Raw genomic sequence first — 18,238 nt, 5'->3', positions numbered from 1 at the left:
GCGCGGTGTATCAAGATCAAATTCGCCCTCTTCGGTTTTGACACGTTTGCTGCTCGTGCCATTCCGACTGTTGTTTGATGGCGACTTTTGATGTTTTTCGTAGCCTAGGTGCTCATCCATTTCAGCATTCAACGCTGCTTCGACGGTGATTTTTTTCAACATCTGGCTAAATTCGTTCAAGTCCTCAGGTGTTTTGATACCTTTGGCTGCTTCCTTTGCGAAAGCTTCGAGTTCTTTCTTGTTCATGCGCATCTGCCTATCCTTAACTCTCATTAGAGTATGGTGTGATAGCCAGTTACACAAAATTAGTTACAGTCTCTTTTTAGTATCAAGACTTACGTTTATTTTTATGCTCATTCAGTAACTCTTCCTTGACGCTTTAGCGACGCCAGTTTCTACTACACTTCTTTTTGCTTATTTTGTCCGGAGTTAACGTGGCATCTGCAATTGATATCGCGATGTTGGCGGTATTTATCCCCACTTTCTTTTTCGTATCCGTTACGCCGGGTATGTGCATGACCTTAGCAATGACGTTAGGCATGAGCATTGGCGTGCGTCGTAGCCTTCATATGATGTGGGGAGAGTTGATTGGCGTTGCGCTGGTTTCCATTTCTTCCGTGATTGGCGTGGCAGCCATCATGTTGAACTATCCAAGTCTGTTCAGCGTGCTGAAGTATGTGGGCGGGGCGTATTTGTTCTATCTTGGCCTTCAGATGTGGATGTCTCGCGGCAAAATGGCGATCCCGTCAGATTTGTCAGCAGGCACTGACACCTCACCGATGACGCTTGCAATGCAGGGCTTTGTGACTGCGATTGCGAACCCGAAAGGGTGGGCGTTTATGATTTCATTGTTACCACCTTTCATTAATCCAACATTAGCGATGCCACCTCAACTGACCGTGCTGATAGGCATCATCTTGATGACGGAATTTGGCTGTTTGCTGTTGTACGCAAGTGGTGGTCGCACGCTGCGTCACTTCCTGCAAAAAAGTGGCAATGTGCGTTTGATGAATCGAATCGCAGGCACCCTTATGATGGGTGTAGGGGTTTGGTTAGCGGTAGGCTAAACGTTTTTGATTACCGCACCTTCTGTTGCACATTGCGAACACAGAAGGTGCGGTAATATTTTAAACGTGCTGAGAGCAAGTTGCTGGATGCATCGCGGGTTAATCTTTGTAGGTTTCAGCGATTTTAATAAAGTCGTTTTTCATCTCAAACATCAAATCAACAAGCATGGGGTCAAAGTGCGATCCTTTGCCTTCTCGAATAATCTCAAACGCTTCATCATGTGACATAGCGGATTTGTAAACACGCTTACTCACCAGGGCGTCAAAAACATCGGCCACGGCCATTAAGCGCGCACTGAGCGGAATGTCTTCGCCAACCAAACCTTGCGGATACCCAGATCCATCCCACTTTTCATGATGTCCAAGGGCAATTTCTTTGGCGGCCTTCAAGAATGGATACTCTGCGTCCACTTCTTTTTCTGCTTTCATGATGGCATCAAAACCCAGTTTTGCATGCGACTTCATGATCTCAAATTCATCTGCGGTTAACTTGCCTGGTTTGAGCAAAATAGCATCAGGGATCCCCACTTTACCGATGTCGTGCAACGGCGCAGTCTTGAACACCATAGTGATGTATTCAGGGGTGACAATGTCGGTGAACTTTCCGCGCAAATAGAGCTGGTCAGCAAGTATCTTTACGTAATACTGCGTTCGGACAATGTGGTTGCCGGTCTCTTGGTCACGCGTTTCCGCAAGACTCGCAAGGGCATTTATCGTGACATCTTGGATAACACTGAGCTCTTTGAGTCGGCGTTGAACTTCGGCTTCCAAAAATTCGTTTTGATTATGAAGGAAATCTTGAGACGCCTTGTTTTCAAGATGGATTTTGATGCGCGCCATCGTGATTGGCGGGCTCATCGGCTTCATGATGTAATCCGCAGCGCCGACGGAGAATCCGTATTCTTGGTCTTCAGTTTTCGATTTTGATGTTAGGAATATGACGGGAATATCGTGCGCAGATTTTTTGGCTTTTATCTGGCGACAGACTTCATAACCATCCATGCCTGGCATCACAACGTCCAACAAAATCAGGTCAATGGAGAATTTTTCAACAATGGCGAGTGCCGTTTGTCCGTTGGTCGCCGCCTTAACTTCGTACTTGTCTCGCAACATCTCGCTGACAAACACGAGGTTCTCCGGGGTGTCGTCGACAACCAGGACGGTAGCGCGTTTATTTGTCTTGATTTCCGGTGACAGCATCAAAGGGATCCTGAATGACTTTCCACTTATACAATCCTAGGTCTACTCTTAATAATGTTCCAATTATGAGTCACATTATTTTAATTGAGACATAAACTTAGCGTAGAGATGGCGCCTATTTTTCTCGTTTATTTTCACCCACCATTGATGTCGCTGGAGGCCAGTACGTTGAATGTGAATGCGGTGCTCGAAGACCCAAAATGTGCGATGACAAAAATGAACAAGCATCTGAGTGGCTTACGCGCGACCTTCTTGACATGGTCCGCGGCAGTGTTGATGTTATTGCATTCCACTGCGGCATTGGCGAGGGAAGAAAGTGGCTATCTCTCTAGCACGTCACTGCCGCCAACTACAGGGGGCGGTGTCTTGACAGCCGTTCCCCTTTTGGTCGGCTTGGTGATAGTGCTGCTCGCGCTTTTGGTATGGGGCGCGACGACGCTTCAGCAGACCAAGGACGCCTTAAAAGAGCAAAGGCAAGCTTACCTCCAAAAACTCAATGAGCTTGATACTGCCAAGCGCTCTGCGCGATCGGCCTATCAAGCCAAGAAAGATTTCTTGTCCAACATGTCTCACGAGTTCAGAACACCACTTAATGCGATTCTGGGGATGTCTCAACTGGCATTGGATAGTGGGCTAGAAGGTAAGCAAAAGCGCTACATTGAGCGGGTGATCTCGTCTGGGAATACGCTGCTAGATGCGTTAAATACCGTGTTAGCATTCACTAACGTGAAAGCAGGTAACCTGGAAATTGAATGGGTTGAATGCAACGTCGAAACCTTGCTTTCTCCCGTTGTAAAAAGCCTCGGTGAACAAGCTGCAGAAAAAAACCTCCAGTTCCATGTTCTGATGGATATGGCCATTCCCAAGCTTATTGATGCGGATTCTGTTCGTATTACGCAAGTGTTGATGGCGCTTGGTAACAACGCGGTGAAATTCACCGACGTGGGTGAAGTGACGTTATCAATAGCCCTTGAATCTCGTCGTGAAGATGACGTGAACATCCGTTTCTCCGTGCATGACACAGGATTGGGCATCCGCCGTAAAGACCTTGATGAACTGTTTCAGCCTTTCAACCAAGCCGACAACTCCACATCCCGTCGCTATGGTGGCAAAGGGCTTGGCTTAAGTTTGTCGCGAGAATTAGTCGCTTTGATGGGGGGAGAGCTTTACGCCGACAGCCGCTTTGGAGAGGGCAGTGTGTTTTCTTTTACTTTACCTTGCCAGTCTGGTGTCAATGAAACATCGCGTCTTGGTGAGACATGGTCAGGAAAACTATCAGCGAAAAGCGTGTTGCTTGTTTCTTCAAACATGTCTCAACTGTCCGCGACCAGCGATATTTTCATTTACGCCGGTGCAACGGTCAGCCAGTGCCGCTCACTCGAAGAACTTCAAGAGAAAGAAACCAGTTTAACCAATGGCGCGTTCGATTATTTGGTCGCGGAGTGGGAGGGCTTAGAGCACGACATGGTGTCGTTTCTCACATCGACGTTAACCCGCGGCGACAAAATGCCGTCCACCATCATTATTTCTAGGACGAATAACGGCTTTGATGTCGATGAAACACGCCCTCCATTTTCCTTTAAGTGGGTGCAAAAACCTGTGTTGCCATCAGCACTCATGGATGCCGTCAGCATGAGTGATGAAAAGGCCGCGGAAGTGTTGGAAAGAAAAGCCGAAAGTCCGTCGGCTCACATGCGTGGAAACAGCGCTGCATCGGCGGAGCTTCGCTTTTTAGGGGGTGGATCTTCACCTAAAAAAGCACCAGAACCTGAACTTGAAGTCGAAGATGTTTTTGATACAGAAGCGATGAAAGTGGACGGTAAAGTGGTTCTTCTGGTGGAAGACAACTTGGTCAATCAAGAAGTGGCGATTGGCGCGATGGAAGCATTGCCGCTTGAGGTGCTTGTTGCAAACAATGGCGGTGAAGCGGTGCAAATGCTCAAGGAGCATGCCGTTGATTTGGTGCTGATGGACATGCAGATGCCCGTCGTGGATGGTGTGACTGCCACCAAAATGATCCGTCAGGAACTTCAACTCACCGAGTTGCCCATCCTCGCCATGACAGCAAACACGGAATCCCATGATGTTGCGGCTTGTCGTGAGGCTGGCATGAACGGCCATATCGCCAAACCCATCGATTTCAATTTACTTAGAAGCACCTTACTTGAATGGTTATTGAAACCTACGGATTCTCTCGGTGATGCACGTGTTACTGAGAAACAGGACGTCGCACTGCCGCAAGAGATGCCTACAGCAGAAGAAACACCGTTAGTGGAAGAGACACTGAAAGCGGAAGAGGTACTGAAAGAGGAAGAGACGCCCCTAGTAGACGAAGCGCCGGATGAGAAAAGTGAACTGGTTGTGGAAGTATCTTCGGCGACAACACCTGAGCCACAGAGTACTGAAATAGACGCTGTGACTGACGTTGATACCGCAAATGTGACACCGATTGAGCCGGTATCGTCGTTGAGTCCTGACGCACTTGCGACAGAAGATGCGACAGAAGATGCGACAGAAGAAAACGACGCTGAGCAAACAAATACGACTGGGTCATCGGTTTCAATGATGACTGACGAGGAAAGAACCCGAAGGAGAGTGGGAATGGATTACGATGACACCATGTTCGATATGATGGTAGATAAGATCCCAGGTATCAATCTGAGAGAAGGGGTTCAGCGCTTGGGGGGCAACAAGGCGAAATACCTCAAGATATTGTCTCTGTTCCTCACGTCTCAAGCGACGGCCATGGAGCAGCTACTCACCTCAGAAGATACGGCAGAAAAAGCCATTCTTGCCCACTCCTGCAAAGGGGCGGGAAGCAATATCGGCGCGAAGGAGATTGCAGACTACGCTTGTGGCTTAGAGGAAAAATACAATACTGGCGAGGAAGTCAGTGAAAACGACGTGTTGGCGTTGAAAAGCATGATTGTCTCTGCGATAGATGTGTTCGATGAAATCATCAGCCAGACTGCCGTGGCTGAAACGCCAGTGGTTGAAGAAGAAATTAAGCCGTTAGACGGTTACTTGATTGAACAGCTCAACTCGCTTCAAGTCAGCCTTCAAGAGTTTGATATTGAGGTGCAGGACAAGATTGGCGTGCTGTCAAAAGCCTTGCCACAGTGGTGCCATCAAATGGAAGAGTTCAAGCGTCTGCAAGATGCTATCAATCAGTTTGATTTCATCACCGCGGAAGAGCACTTGAAAGACTTGAAAAAGAAAACGGGCTAATCATTTAGCAATAGTAACCATTTAGCAATAGTAAGCACTTGGCAACAGTAAGTGCTTGGTAACAATAAGCAAACAGCAGACACAAAAAAGCCGATGCAGTTGCATCGGCTTTTTTCATCAATAAGCGTGAGGCTTATTTAGCTGCTGCCGCTTCTGCGTCATCAGCTTGTTTCGCTTGAATCGCAGTCAGTGCAACGGTGTAAACGATATCGTCTACCAGTGCGCCGCGAGACAGGTCGTTCACAGGCTTACGCATGCCCTGAAGCATTGGACCGATAGAAACCAAGTCAGCAGAACGTTGTACTGCTTTGTACGTGGTGTTACCGGTGTTCAGGTCAGGGAATACGAATACCGTCGCTTTACCCGCTACTGGCGAGTTAGGCGCTTTCGATGCTGCAACGTTTTCCATGATTGCTGCGTCGTACTGAAGCGGGCCGTCAATCATTAGATCTGGGCGCTTTGCTTGCGCAAGTTTGGTTGCTTCACGTACTTTATCAACGTCTGCACCCTTACCAGATTCACCGGTAGAGTAAGAGATCATTGCTACGCGTGGGTCGATACCAAATGCTGCCGCAGAATCCGCAGATTGAATTGCGATTTCAGCCAGTTGCTCAGCGGTTGGATCTGGGTTGATTGCACAGTCACCGTATACCAATACTTGATCAGGCAGAAGCATGAAGAAGATTGACGATACGATAGAGGCATCTGGGGCAGTTTTGATGATTTGGAACGGAGGCACGATAGTGTTTGCTGTGGTATGAACCGCACCAGAAACCAGACCGTCAACTTCGCCCGCTTCAAGCATCATTGTGCCAAGGAAGACTGAATCTTTCAGCTTCTCGCGAGCAACAACTTCGGTCATGCCTTTCGCGCCACGAAGCTCAACCAAGCGAGCTACGTAGTTTTCACGTACTTCATCAGAGTTGATGATAGTGACGCCAGCGCCTAACTCAACACCTTGCTGCGCAGCAACACGGCGGATTTCGTCAGGGTTACCCAAAAGCACACATTCAGCGATACGGCGTTCAGCACAGATAGCTGCTGCTTTCACAGTACGCGGTTCGTCGCCTTCAGGCAGGACGATGCGCTTCGCTGCTTTACGCGCGAATTCAGTGAGCTGATAACGGAACGCTGGTGGGCTCAAACGACGTGCACGAACAGAACCTTCAGACAGTGATTCAATCCAGTTGCCATCGATGTGGTTTGCAACGTGCTCGTTAACAAACTCAACACGCTCTTTATCGTCTGCTGGTACTTCTAGGCTGAAGCTCTGAAGGTTCAGAGATGTCTGCCAAGTGTTACCTTTAGTGGTGAATACTGGTAGGCCAGATTCAAACGCACGTGCACACAGGCTTTGAAGTTCAGCTGGAATGTTGTAACCGCCAGTCAGAAGCAGGGCACCGATTTCCAGACCGTTCATTGCAGCAAGACATGCAGCAACGATAACGTCAGGACGGTCTGCTGAAGTCACCAGCAGTGAACCCGGACGGAAGTGCTCAACCATGTTCGGAATAGAGCGCGCACAGAATGTGATGCTCTTAATACGACGTGTGTTGATTTCACCTTCGTTTACGATCTCAGCATTCAAGTGCGCAGCAAGATCGCTAGCACGTGTTGCAATCAGATCGATGCTCCAAGGCACACAACCAAGAACACGGATAGGGCTAGAGTTAAAGATCTCCATCACTTCCACGTTGGTTGGTTTCGCCACGTTAGACTCATCAAAGATGTCTGACAGGTCTGGACGAGTGCGGCCTTGGTCATCAACAGGCGCATTGTGCTTGTTGATGATCAAGCCAGAGATGTTCTTGTTCTTCGAACCACCGAAGTTAGATACAGCAACCTCAATGCGCTCACGAAGTTGCGCAGGGTTATCAGTACCAGGGGTCGCTACGAACACGATTTCCGCGTCCAGAGTCTTAGCGATCTCGTAGTTTACTTGGTTAGCAAACGGGTGGTTACGTGTAGGTACAAGACCTTCAATCAGCGCGACTTCTGCATCAGCAGTTGCTTCTTGGAAACGCGCGATGATTTCTTCCATCAACACATCGTTTTGGTCTGTACGGATAAGCTCTTCAGCTTTTGCCATGCTAAGTGACGCTGCCACTTTCATGTTGCTGTTTGCTTCAATGATGGTCGACGTCAGGTCAGGCTGGTTGCCACCATCACGAGGTTGCGCGATGGGCTTGAAAAACGAAACGCGAACGCCCTTGTGTTCCATCGCACGCAATACGCCTAGGCTGACACTTGTCAGGCCTACACCAGCGCCGATAGGAATGAGCATGATAGTACGGGACACGGTTAATTCCTCTTTACTACGTCAGGAGCAAAGCCCGCATAGATGCAGGCTTAGTCAGTATGTTCAGTGTGGCAGAGCTTAGTCAATTTGCTGAAGATCCGCCAAAACTGAAACGACTGACCGTAGTGGTCAGCCGTAAAGTCACGCGTGGTGGGTAATTAAATACCAGCCAGACGTGCAGTATCTTGAGCGATAACCAGTTCTTCGTTGGTAGAGATAACCATCGCAGGAACACGGCTGTTATCAGAAGTGATAACGCCTTCGCCGCCGAAGCGCGCTTTCAGGTTGCGCTCTTGGTCAACTTCAACACCTAGAAGGCCAAGACGGTTAAGCACTAGCTCACGGATTGGGCCAGAGTTCTCACCGATACCACCAGTGAACACGATAGCGTCTAGACGACCGTCAAGACATGCAGTGTAACCAGCAACGTACTTGGCAAGACGGTGACAGAATACGTCCATCGCACGCGTTGCTTCTTCTTTAGTGCCGTAGTTGTCTTCAACGAAACGACAGTCAGAAGTCACTTCAGTCAGACCAGCAAGGCCAGACTCTTTTGTTAGCATGTTGTTGATTTCTTCAACGCTGTAACCCAGTGCGTCGTGCAGGTGGAAAATGATTGCTGGGTCTAGGTCACCAGAACGGGTACCCATTACCAGACCTTCAAGAGGGGTCATACCCATTGAAGTGTCTACAGATTTACCGTTTTTGATTGCACATACAGATGCGCCGTTACCTAGGTGACAGTTGATGATGTTTAGTTCTTCAACTGGCTTGCCAAGTTGTTCTGCAGCTTCTTGCGCGATGAAGAAGTGAGAAGTACCGTGCATACCGTAACGACGGATACCGTTCTCTTTGTACAGCTTGTATGGCAGAGCGTATAGGTACGCTTCTTCTGGCATAGTCTGGTGGAACGCAGTGTCGAATACCGCTACGTTTTGTAGTTCTGGGAACGCTGCTTTCGCTGCTTCAATACCAACAAGGTGTGCTGGGTTGTGAAGCGGTGCGAAGCTAGATGCATCTTGGATGCCTTTAAGAACGTTTTCACAGATCAGTGCAGACTGAGTGAACTGCTCGCCGCCGTGAACGACACGGTGACCGATAGCGCCCAGGTTTTCTGCCAGCTCAGGTTTTGAAACCAGGATGGTGTCAACGATGAAGCTTAGCGCTTCTTTGTGTGCAGCGCCGTTGCCCAATTGAGCTTCGTGCTTGCCGTCCAATTTCCACTTAATGCGTGCTTCTGGAAGTTGCAGACATTCTGCAAGACCAGTCAGGTGCTCATCACCTGTTTGAGCGTCAACGATAGCGAATTTCAGCGATGAGCTGCCGCAGTTAAGAACAAGAACCAGCTTAGACATTTGAGACTACCTATTCGTGTAAAGTAGAGTGTGTTGATTAACGGGAGAAGCGTAGTTAATAAAAATATTAGCCACCTTCTCACTAAAGCGATGCTAGGAAGCAAATTGTTATTGCTTCGTAATTAGCCAATTTTGTCGCGGAATAGATACTTCGCTCATCGGTCCCTGATCCACAACGCAAAACGCCAGACAGAATCACTGTCAGCACACCATCATTGGTGATTTGTTGCGCTGCCGTTCATCCATATGGCGTTTCTGTGGTTGCGAGATAGTCAAATCCGAGCAACAATTGATTTAAGTCGGCTAAGGATAGCGATACTTGCTCCAGATAACAAAAATTTTTGAGTCATTCTTGATTTGAATTAATTTTTATAAACTTTGTTTTAACATTTGCAGCAGGATTTTAGTCGACGGATCAATGAAATCGCTTGAGAGGTGTGCGCCGTATGAGCAGAAAAACAATCTGGGATAATTTTCGTGATGGACAAAAGTACATGACGGAATGGCCGATTCGAAAAGAACTCGCGCCGATGTTTCCCGAAAACCGAGTGATTAAAGCAACCAAGTTTGCTGTAAAAGTGATGCCTGCTGTCGCGGTGATCAGTGTCCTTATGCAAATGGCGTTTAACAACTATGCAGGATTGCCCCAAGCAATGATCATTGCGTTGTTTGCATTGAGTATGCCGTTGCAAGGTATGTGGTGGTTAGGTAAACGTCGTGACACGATACTTCCTCCAGCTCTGGCGGGATGGTATCGCGAGCTTCATGAGAAAATTGTCAGCGAAGGTGGCGCGATTCAGCCCATTAAAAGTCGCCCTCGTTACAAAGAATTGGCCCAAACGCTCAATCGTGCGTTTAAGCAACTAGACAAATCATCTCTGGAACGTTGGTTCTAATACATCTTGCTTTGAATGAAAAGCGCCTCAGTGTACTGGGGCGTTTTTGTCTCTGAGCACCTAAACAACCTGAATTCTGCATCTTCAGGTTGTTTGGGTATAAGAACGTAGCGGTATGAGTGCATGAAGGCTTGATTAAAAAGGGAGAGAGCATCTTCTGTCTCTCGACTCACAGGGTTGAAATCTCTGAGGGTTAGAAAAAATAAATAATACCGCTTTACATTAGGCTGAATTAAGATAGTATTGTCCTCGCTCTGTCTTCCAGAGTTATTAATGAAACATAAAGTAAAAGTTAATCCTCAGAATTTCTTCGTAATTGTTGTTATCCTCAGTTTTTCCCTTAGCTTCATAGTCACATTCAATAATTCAGCTTTCAGCGCTTCGCATTATCGCGAATTTTCATGAATTTTTTATATAAGGGACATTACATGTCTAACAAAACAACTGGTCTAGTAAAATGGTTTAACGAAGATAAAGGTTTTGGTTTTATTACCCAAGACAACGGCGGTGCTGACGTATTCGTTCATTTCCGTGCTATCGCTTCTGAAGGCTTCAAAACGCTTGCTGAAGGCCAAAAAGTATCTTTCGAAGTAGAACAGGGCCAGAAGGGTCCTCAAGCATCTAATGTAGTTGCTATCTAACTTTGTAAGTGGACGCAAATAACGAAAGCGTTATTTGCGTCATTCTTTAATCACAACAAAAATCCTTTATAGCGAATCTGCGAAAATAATAACACTCCCAACATCTGCTTTCTGCCCTCCGCTTTATGTATGTGTCGTTGCGTATCTTATTCACTTCGTTGTATCTATATTAATAGGCTACTTAGCTTTAAATACTAATGGCTTCTATTACCTTGGGTTTTCCTCATTGTGATTTCTTTATAACGAAAATTAAGGGTATTTATGTCTCGTTCAACGGGTAGAAAAAGATTTTGGTTTCAACAGTCTCGTCAAGAGAGTGATGTGCAGAAAATAAAGGTAAATAAATGATAGTTAACTTCAATATGCTAAAAGACAGCGTTTCTTGGAACGCATCAATTCATCAACTCAATAGTGATGTTTTGTTACGTCATATTTTGGTGACAGGTAATGTGAGTGAAAGGGGTATTCACTTTTCATACTGTGAAAAAACCTGTAAAGGTAATATCACAAATAGTGAAGACCAATTGATTGGTACCTTTACTACTTTTTTCTAGGTTTCAAATAGGTCAGTGCATTTATATCGCCCAACCTAAACCTAAAGCAATGAAAATAAACAGTAAATTGCTATAATGCCTTTGGTTGCACGTATTGATTTGTCTGAGAAGAATTGGCTTACTCTCCTCTAGAGCAACCCCTTAACGCGATTCAGACGGATACATTTATCTCAAATGATGTTGTTATCCCTATTCCTGTCCATATTCATATCAATGGCATTTCACTTGGCTTCAGTCGCTAAGATCATTCTGTTCTAAAGAATATTCCCTCCAGAACGAACCAAATAAGCCCATGTACCGTAACGTTTTGTTGAGTATTAAATAATATCAACACAGCAAGGTAGCGTGAACATGAATAAAGCCGTGTACTGGTTCACCCATGACTTAAGGTTGCAAGACAACCCGACGGTGAGTGAGCTGTTACGAAAGAACGATGAAGTCGCGTTCGTGTTTGTCATCGACCCCCGTTGGTTTGAACAGCGCAACCATCATCAAAAAATGATGGGCTCTCATCGTTGGCGGTTTCTCTGTGAATCCCTGCTGGCATTAGATGAAACGCTTCGTCTTCACGGGCAACATTTGATTGTGCTTGAAGGCGATCCTGTTGAGCAGCTTAAAAGCGTGCTTATCGAACATCGCATCAACACGTTGGGCTGTGCCAAACAAACAGGATGGTTCGAGCGGACCCAATTGGCACGTCTCGGTGTGGACATTCCCCGCTTGAACATCGTTTCGCAGTGGAATAGCACGCTCTTTGACGAAGCCCAATTTTCGATAATGGGCGATGTTTTTTCTTCATTCTCCCGTTTTAGAAAGCGCATTGAAACTGCCCACTTTTTGCCCTTAGAGCCTTGCAAAATTTGGCTTGAAACGTTGCCGCCTCCTGCGCTTGAAAGCACGCATTCACTTCATACTCAGCTCTCGCGCTATGGCGTTTTGTCTTCTTATATCTCTCAACGTGGGCATGAAAATGGCTACGCTCAAGATTTTCACGGCGGTGAACAGGCCGCACTTGAACACCTCAACAACTACTTTTCCTCACGCGCACCACTCAGTTACAAGCAAACCCGGAATGCCTTAGACGATTGGGAGAGCTCCACCAAGTTCAGCCCTTTTTTGTCGCTCGGCACCGTGTCGCCACGTCAAGTTTGGCAGCAGCTCAGACGCTATGAAGCGGAGTTCGGAAGTAACGAGTCAACATATTGGATTGGTTTCGAATTGCTGTGGCGTGAGTATTTTCAATGGTTGTCGATCAAGCAAGGGGTGACGCTCTATGCCTTTAAAGGCAATGCCAGCACAGCGCCTTTGACCAGTCACTACGCTGAACGCCTCATGAAATGGACCAAAGGCGAAACGCCATTTCCATTGGTCAATGCGTGCATGAATCAGCTCAATAAAACAGGTTACTTGTCGAATCGCGGACGACAAATTGTCGCCAGTTGCTTGGTGAATGAACTGTCTGTCGATTGGCGATTTGGCGCCGCGTATTTTCAGCAGCAATTGATTGATTTTGATGTGGCTTCTAACTGGGGCAATTGGCAGTACATCGCCGGTGTGGGCGCCGATCCCCGTGGAGGACGCCACTTTAATATCGACAAGCAAACCGAGATGTACGATCCCGATGGCGAGTACATTCGCCGTTGGAACGGCCAACAGGGCGCACGCGCTTTAGATTCCGTCGATGCCGCGGATTGGCCGATTTATGATATGTAAACATCACTTGGCCATACCAAAACATTGTTCAGCGTATGCCTCAACGAGCGAGGAGGTCACGTGGCGATTTCTGTTGTGTGGCTAAAGCGAGACCTACGATTGTCGGATCACGCGCCTTTATTGGGCGCTGCACAATCTGGATTGCCCGTGCTGTTGGTGTATTGCTTTGAACCCATGCTCCTTGATGACCCACATTATGATGAGCGTCATTGGCGTTTTGTTGGTGAATCCCTGAATGACATCCAATCGCGGTTGCCAGACGGAGCGCTCTACATTTCCGCTGAAGGCGCGTTAGAAACATTGGAGAATCTCCACCAGACCCACGGCATTGCACACCTGTTTTCGCATCAAGAAGTCGGCCTGAACAACACCTTTGAACGTGATAAAGCCGTTCAAGTATGGTGTGACGAGCAAAATGTGAATTGGGAAGAAACGCCCGTCGGCGCAGTTATTCGTGGTTTAACCCATCGAAAAACGTGGGACAAACATTGGCAGAAGGTGATGCGTGCCCCTCTGGCTGATTGCGACTTATCAACTATCTCTTGGGTGACAGCAAGCGCGGAGACACTGCCTGACCGCGTTGAACAATACCTTCAACCCACCGTTGAATCTGAGCATTTTCAAAAGGGCGGCGAAGCCGCAGCATGGCAAACCCTGAACGGCTTCTATGAAGACAGAGGGAAGAGTTATGCCTATTCGTTATCAAGCCCGACGCTGAGTCAAACGCACTGTTCTCGCATCTCACCGTATTTAGCGTGGGGAAACGTGAGCCTTCGTCAGGTATACCAAACCGTGCTGAAACACTGGAGCGTACCGGGGTGGCGACGCTCGTTGGTCGCGTTTAGCTCGCGTTTACATTGGCACTGCCATTTTATTCAAAAGTTCGAAAGTGAATCCAGCATGGAATTTCAGCCTGTCAATCGAGGCTATCTCGAGTTACCGCGCATCACGGGCGACGTTGCTCAGCAGCGATTAACGGCTTGGAAAAAAGGTAAAACGGGCTTTCCCATGGTGGATGCCTCTATGCGTTGCTTGCAAGCCACGGGGTATTTGAATTTCCGCATGCGCGCCATGTTAGTCAGCTTTTTATGCCACCACCTCGCGTTGGATTGGCGGCATGGCGTGCAGCATCTTGCCCGCGTTTTCCTCGACTTTGAACCCGGCATTCATTACAGCCAATTTCAAATGCAAGCCGGCGTTACAGGAATAAACACGATCCGTATTTACAACCCCGTGAAGCAGGGGGAAGAGAAAGACCCCGATGGCGTGTTTGTGAAAACCTGGTTGCCTGAGTTAGCCGAGGTGCCAGTGCCACTTGTGCATTCCCCTTGGCTGCTGTCACCCATGGAGCAAATGCTGTATGTCGTGAACGTCGGCGAAGATTACCCCGCGCCCATCGTCGATTTGAAGCAAAGCTATGCAGAAGCGCAAGCGTTGCTTTGGCGTTGGAGGAAATTACCGGACGTACAACGTGAAGCGCATCGCTTACTTAAACGGCACGTGAGGCCAGATTGAATAAACGAGCTGACACTGAATGAAGAAACAAGACCTGCCGTCAAAAACGTGCGCGGTATGCCAGCGTCCCTTTACGTGGCGCAAGAAATGGGCGCGTGTGTGGGATGACGTGAAATATTGCTCGAAGCGCTGCGCAGGTCAAAGACGCGCAAAACCCGAATTTTTAGCGAGAACAGAATGACAATAAAAGCCTCTCGATTACGTTTACTGCTGGGTGATCAGCTCAACGCCAGCCATTCGTGGTTTCGTGAACCTGATGACGATACCTTGTATGTGATTGCCGAACTTCATCAAGAAGCCAGCTATGTGCCTCATCATGTTCAAAAGGTGTGCGCTTTCTTCGCCGCCATGTCTGCTTTTGCGCAGGCATTACAACAGGCTGGGCACAGAGTGCTGCACCTGACCTTGGATTACACCGCGCCATTTCCTGATTTACCGGCCTTCCTCACGCACCTAATCGAGCAACACGATGTGAGTGCGTTCGAATACCAATTGCCCGATGAATATCGCCTGCGGGAACAACTGTCGGTGTTTGCTTCCTCGCTAGCTATCCCGTCCAATGCCGTTGAATCTGAGCACTTCTACCTCTCAGACCAAGAGATTCCTCGCGACTTCAAACAAGGTAAACGCCACCGTATGGAAGCCTTCTACCGCAAGATGCGAGTGCGCTTTGATGTGTTGATGGAGGGTGACAACCCCGAGGGCGGGCAATGGAATTACGATGCTGATAACCGCAACAAACTCAAAGCGAAAGACATTGACGATGTGCCTGAGCCCCTTCTGTTCGGCAATGATGTCACTGACATTCTTGCGCGCATTGAACGTCATGAGATTAAGGTTATTGGAAAGTCCGAATCAAATCTGCTGTGGCCGATAACACGCACACAAGCGAACGAACTATTGGCCTTTTTCTGCCAGCATTGTTTACCCAATTTTGGACGCTTCCAAGACGCAATGACAGGGCAGACGGATGATGAAGGCAAGCGCAAACAATGGAGTTTGTATCACTCACGATTGTCCTTCGCCCTCAACAGCAAAATTCTCAGTCCTCAGCATGTGGTAGACATGGCGGTGTATCACTACCAAACGCGACCTGACGACATCAGTTTGGCGCAGGTCGAAGGGTTTGTGCGCCAAATAATCGGTTGGCGCGAATTCATTCGCGGTATCTACTGGGTGAACATGCCCGATTACGCCTCTCTCAATAGCTTGTCTGCGAAACGTGATTTACCGTCATGGTTTTGGACGGGCAACACCAAGATGGCCTGCATGAAGCATGCAATCGATCAGTCGTTGGATTATGCCTACGCCCATCACATTCAACGCTTAATGATCACGGGTAACTTTTGTCTGGTTTCAGGCATTGCTCCTGAGCAGGTTGATGAGTGGTATCTCGGTATTTATATCGATGCAATCGAATGGGTGGAATTACCGAACACACGCGGCATGAGCCAGTTTGCCGATGGCGGCATTGTTGGCTCGAAAGCCTATGCGGCCAGTGGTAACTATGTGAAGAAAATGAGCGATTACTGCGGGAACTGCCACTATAAAGTCGCGAAAACCACGGAAGATGACGCCTGCCCGCTGAATGCTTTGTATTGGCATTTCATGGACAAACACCAAGACGATTTTGGCGGCAACCCCAGAACCAAAATGGTGTACGCGAATTGGAACAAGAAGACCGATGAGCAGCAGGGATTGGTGTTGGAGCGGGCGGAAAGGGTGTTGAAGGGGATTGAGGGGCTTTAAAGAGCAGGAAGAGCAGATCCTAGGAAGAGCAGGTACGAGATCCTAGGAAAAGCAAAGCAAAAGCGAAAGCCTGAGCCAGAGCGACCCCTCCCTAACCCTACCCTTGAAAAGTGGAGGGGATCAAGAGCAAAAGCAGGTGCACAGAACGCGACGCTTTTGCTCTGTTCCTCCAACTTTCCAAGGGGGAGGTTGGGAGGGGGTTGTTGGCTCGAAGAGCCAAGGGTTTATCTGCGTAAACTGACCTTGGCTCAATGAGCTGAAATGAATAGAAAGGGTTGAATAACATCACCTGTGCTTTCATCCTTTTCTCGCAATCTCGCAATCTCGCAATCTCGCAATCTCGCAATCTCGCAATCTCGCAATCTCGCTACGGCACCAACCCCTTCAGCGACGACGCTTCCTTCGCATTCACCTTCACTGCACGTGCTTGTTTCAACAAACCCAGCAATGTGCGGTTTTCCCATTCGGTAGATTCCGCGCTATAGCGGCTTGCCATCATGGTGCTGACTTCAGCGTCAATGCTGTCGCGAAGCACTTGTGGGACCGCATTGAAATGCGTTTCTTGTTGCCATTGGCGGTAAGTGGCGGCGACGTTGACAGCGTCATTCTCAGCCACAGCGGCTTCCAATGCTGACAGGGCAGACGTGCTTGAGTGAAGCGAAGCTACCGCCACATTCGCGGGTATCGCGACTTGTTTAGGTTTGCGCAGGTAAAGTGCCAAGGTGACAAGCCAAAGCAGCGCAAACGCGCCTGTTGCCCACGGCCAATAACCGGCATGTGTGATCACTTTGGTCGTGACGGGCGCGGGTGTTAGCAATGCTTGCTCGTTGTTCGGCAAAATCGGCTGTGTGGATTGCACCTCATCATTCGGGGCGACCTTGAGCGTTAAGCCAGAAATGGCGCTGGTTTCTTGCTTTCCTGTGGTGGTGTTAAACCAATTAATCGACACTGACGGCAGCGAGACATCGCCCACTTCCCTTGGAATGATGACCTGCTTCATGGTCATGATGGTGGCATCGCCATCTTGTCGGTATTCCGGTTTTTCTGAATACACACGAACACGCGAAGGGTACGTGACTGATAGGTTCGGTATGGCACTTTGTGCGATGTTCTCTATTCTCAGCGCAATAAAACGCGTGATGGGGTCGCCGACCTTCGCGGCTTGCTCGGCGCTACCCGCAACGTCACTCACTTCTGGTTCCCAACGCTGTGACAGCGTCAGAGAAGGAGTTGGCAGCCAAAGGCCATTGTAATCCGCAGGCTGGCCTTTGATAGAGAGTGTTTCTGCCTTCGCTTGTCGACTTATCGGCAAACCCAGTGTTGAATTCCAACGGTTCCCTTCGACTTTTGTGCCTGTGAATACCGCGCCGTTTAGAGTTAGTTCACCTGCTTGGTTTGGGGTAATTTGGTACTGACGTTGAATGGCAATATAACGGCGACCATTGCGCACAGTCTCGGCTTGTTGGTCTTCACCGATTTGTTCCACGGTTAAACCGTCGCCGAAGGGGGCTTGCAGCGCAGGCGAATCCACGCGTGTGCCGATCAGCAACTCGACGTTGTAGGTAAAGGTTTCACCGATGTAGCCGCTTTGTCGGTCAAGGCGCACATTCACTTGTATTGACTGGTCATCGGCCTGTTTTGCGCGTTGGCTGGCTTCCACCACATTGATGCGGATCGGTTGGGTGGCATAGTCTTCAATCTGAAAGCTAGGAATGGTAAATACACCGATCGCTTTGGCTGCCACGGCGACGCGAATTTCTGTCTTCCGGGTCATGTCGCCATTGATGATGGAGGTGCTGTTACTGACACTCGGGCGGCCATACGTGAAGTTTTCCGCAAGTGGGATCAGATCGAGATCGTCCGTGTCGACGCTGTCATTGATGGACAGGGTCAACTGAAACGGTTCATTTATCGCCACCATGTTTTTAGAGACAGTGGCAACCGCGTCTGCGGCTGAGGCCGAAAGCGGCAATGAAGCCATGAGCATTATCACCATGAGTGATAGACATTTAAGGCGCTGT

Annotated in this window: 14 protein-coding genes; 9 read left to right on the top strand and 5 right to left on the bottom strand. The window is 48.4% G+C overall.

All coding sequences use genetic code 11. The features are described from left to right. Nucleotides 1-246 (bottom strand): transposase (locus BM082_RS08555; RefSeq protein ID WP_244275971.1); only part of this gene is annotated, 246 nt, incomplete at its 3' end. A 200-nt stretch (nt 247-446) separates the two neighbouring features. Between BM082_RS08555 and BM082_RS08545 the strand changes: the two genes are divergently transcribed. After that, a complete protein-coding gene (locus tag BM082_RS08545) occupies nt 447-1,067 on the top strand; it encodes a LysE family translocator (protein ID WP_198597569.1) in 621 nt (206 codons plus the stop codon). A gap of 99 nt (nt 1,068-1,166) precedes the next feature. Here the strand turns inward: BM082_RS08545 and BM082_RS08540 are convergent, their stop codons facing one another. Continuing rightward, nucleotides 1,167-2,267: a response regulator gene (locus BM082_RS08540; protein ID WP_017012676.1), complete on the bottom strand. Its 1,101-nt coding sequence runs from the start codon at nt 2,265-2,267 to the stop codon at nt 1,167-1,169. A gap of 216 nt (nt 2,268-2,483) precedes the next feature. On the opposite strand from BM082_RS08540, the gene BM082_RS08535 reads away from it, so the two are divergent. Then, nucleotides 2,484-5,495 (top strand): ATP-binding protein, encoded by a 3,012-nt coding sequence (locus BM082_RS08535; protein WP_244275969.1) that lies wholly within the window; start codon nt 2,484-2,486, stop codon nt 5,493-5,495. 133 nt (nt 5,496-5,628) lie between these two features. Here BM082_RS08535 and pta read toward each other — a convergent pair whose 3' ends face one another. After that, nucleotides 5,629-7,779, bottom strand: coding sequence for a phosphate acetyltransferase (gene pta, locus BM082_RS08530; protein ID WP_017008016.1), 2,151 nt, complete (start codon nt 7,777-7,779; stop codon nt 5,629-5,631). A 173-nt stretch (nt 7,780-7,952) separates the two neighbouring features. Next, on the bottom strand, nt 7,953-9,149 hold the full coding sequence (locus BM082_RS08525) for an acetate kinase (protein ID WP_017008014.1): 1,197 nt from the start codon (nt 9,147-9,149) through the stop codon (nt 7,953-7,955). A gap of 446 nt (nt 9,150-9,595) precedes the next feature. On the opposite strand from BM082_RS08525, the gene yfbV reads away from it, so the two are divergent. The 7 genes from yfbV (at nt 9,596) to BM082_RS08490 (ending at nt 16,217) form a co-directional block, all read left to right on the top strand. Then, nucleotides 9,596-10,045, top strand: coding sequence for a terminus macrodomain insulation protein YfbV (yfbV, locus tag BM082_RS08520; protein WP_017008013.1), 450 nt, complete (start codon nt 9,596-9,598; stop codon nt 10,043-10,045). 428 nt (nt 10,046-10,473) lie between these two features. Continuing rightward, a complete protein-coding gene (gene cspE / locus BM082_RS08515; RefSeq protein ID WP_017008012.1) occupies nt 10,474-10,686 on the top strand; it encodes a transcription antiterminator/RNA stability regulator CspE in 213 nt (70 codons plus the stop codon). A gap of 344 nt (nt 10,687-11,030) precedes the next feature. Further along, nucleotides 11,031-11,240, top strand: coding sequence for a hypothetical protein (locus BM082_RS25295; RefSeq protein WP_017008011.1), 210 nt, complete (start codon nt 11,031-11,033; stop codon nt 11,238-11,240). Between the two features lie 351 nt (nt 11,241-11,591). Then, nucleotides 11,592-12,953 (top strand): DASH family cryptochrome, encoded by a 1,362-nt coding sequence (locus tag BM082_RS08505; RefSeq protein WP_017008010.1) that lies wholly within the window; start codon nt 11,592-11,594, stop codon nt 12,951-12,953. A gap of 60 nt (nt 12,954-13,013) precedes the next feature. Then, nucleotides 13,014-14,468 carry a cryptochrome/deoxyribodipyrimidine photo-lyase family protein gene (locus BM082_RS08500; protein WP_017008009.1) on the top strand — a complete coding sequence of 485 codons (1,455 nt, stop codon included), beginning with the start codon at nt 13,014-13,016 and terminating at the stop codon, nt 14,466-14,468. Between the two features lie 19 nt (nt 14,469-14,487). Then, nucleotides 14,488-14,649, top strand: coding sequence for a DUF2256 domain-containing protein (locus BM082_RS08495; protein ID WP_017017936.1), 162 nt, complete (start codon nt 14,488-14,490; stop codon nt 14,647-14,649). After that, nucleotides 14,646-16,217 carry a cryptochrome/photolyase family protein gene (locus BM082_RS08490; protein ID WP_074926581.1) on the top strand — a complete coding sequence of 524 codons (1,572 nt, stop codon included), beginning with the start codon at nt 14,646-14,648 and terminating at the stop codon, nt 16,215-16,217. Before BM082_RS08495 ends, BM082_RS08490 begins: the two co-directional genes overlap by 4 nt. A 367-nt stretch (nt 16,218-16,584) precedes the next feature. On the opposite strand, the gene BM082_RS08485 is transcribed toward BM082_RS08490, so the two are convergent. Beyond that, the gene (locus BM082_RS08485) at nt 16,585-18,198 is read right to left on the bottom strand and encodes a BatD family protein (RefSeq protein ID WP_074926579.1); all 1,614 of its coding nucleotides are present in this window, start codon (nt 18,196-18,198) and stop codon (nt 16,585-16,587) included. Nucleotides 18,199-18,238 lie beyond the last annotated feature (40 nt).

Source organism: Enterovibrio norvegicus DSM 15893 (assembly GCF_900115495.1).
In the GTDB taxonomy this organism is placed as follows: Bacteria; Pseudomonadota; Gammaproteobacteria; order Enterobacterales; family Vibrionaceae; genus Enterovibrio; species Enterovibrio norvegicus.
This window is presented reverse-complemented; position numbering and strand designations above follow the sequence as displayed.

Bases quoted from the DNA above. Each gene is read 5' to 3' on its own strand.
- BM082_RS08540 (WP_017012676.1), bottom strand. From the start codon at position 2,267: ATGCTGTCACCGGAAATCAAGACAAATAAACGCGCTACCGTCCTGGTT.
- BM082_RS08535 (WP_244275969.1), top strand. From the start codon at position 2,484: ATGAACAAGCATCTGAGTGGCTTACGCGCGACCTTCTTGACATGGTCC.
- pta (WP_017008016.1), bottom strand. From the start codon at position 7,779: ATGCTCATTCCTATCGGCGCTGGTGTAGGCCTGACAAGTGTCAGCCTA.
- BM082_RS08525 (WP_017008014.1), bottom strand. From the start codon at position 9,149: ATGTCTAAGCTGGTTCTTGTTCTTAACTGCGGCAGCTCATCGCTGAAA.
- yfbV (WP_017008013.1), top strand. From the start codon at position 9,596: ATGAGCAGAAAAACAATCTGGGATAATTTTCGTGATGGACAAAAGTAC.
- cspE (WP_017008012.1), top strand. From the start codon at position 10,474: ATGTCTAACAAAACAACTGGTCTAGTAAAATGGTTTAACGAAGATAAA.
- BM082_RS25295 (WP_017008011.1), top strand. From the start codon at position 11,031: ATGATAGTTAACTTCAATATGCTAAAAGACAGCGTTTCTTGGAACGCA.
- BM082_RS08505 (WP_017008010.1), top strand. From the start codon at position 11,592: ATGAATAAAGCCGTGTACTGGTTCACCCATGACTTAAGGTTGCAAGAC.
- BM082_RS08495 (WP_017017936.1), top strand. From the start codon at position 14,488: ATGAAGAAACAAGACCTGCCGTCAAAAACGTGCGCGGTATGCCAGCGT.
- BM082_RS08490 (WP_074926581.1), top strand. From the start codon at position 14,646: ATGACAATAAAAGCCTCTCGATTACGTTTACTGCTGGGTGATCAGCTC.
- BM082_RS08485 (WP_074926579.1), bottom strand. From the start codon at position 18,198: ATGGCTTCATTGCCGCTTTCGGCCTCAGCCGCAGACGCGGTTGCCACT.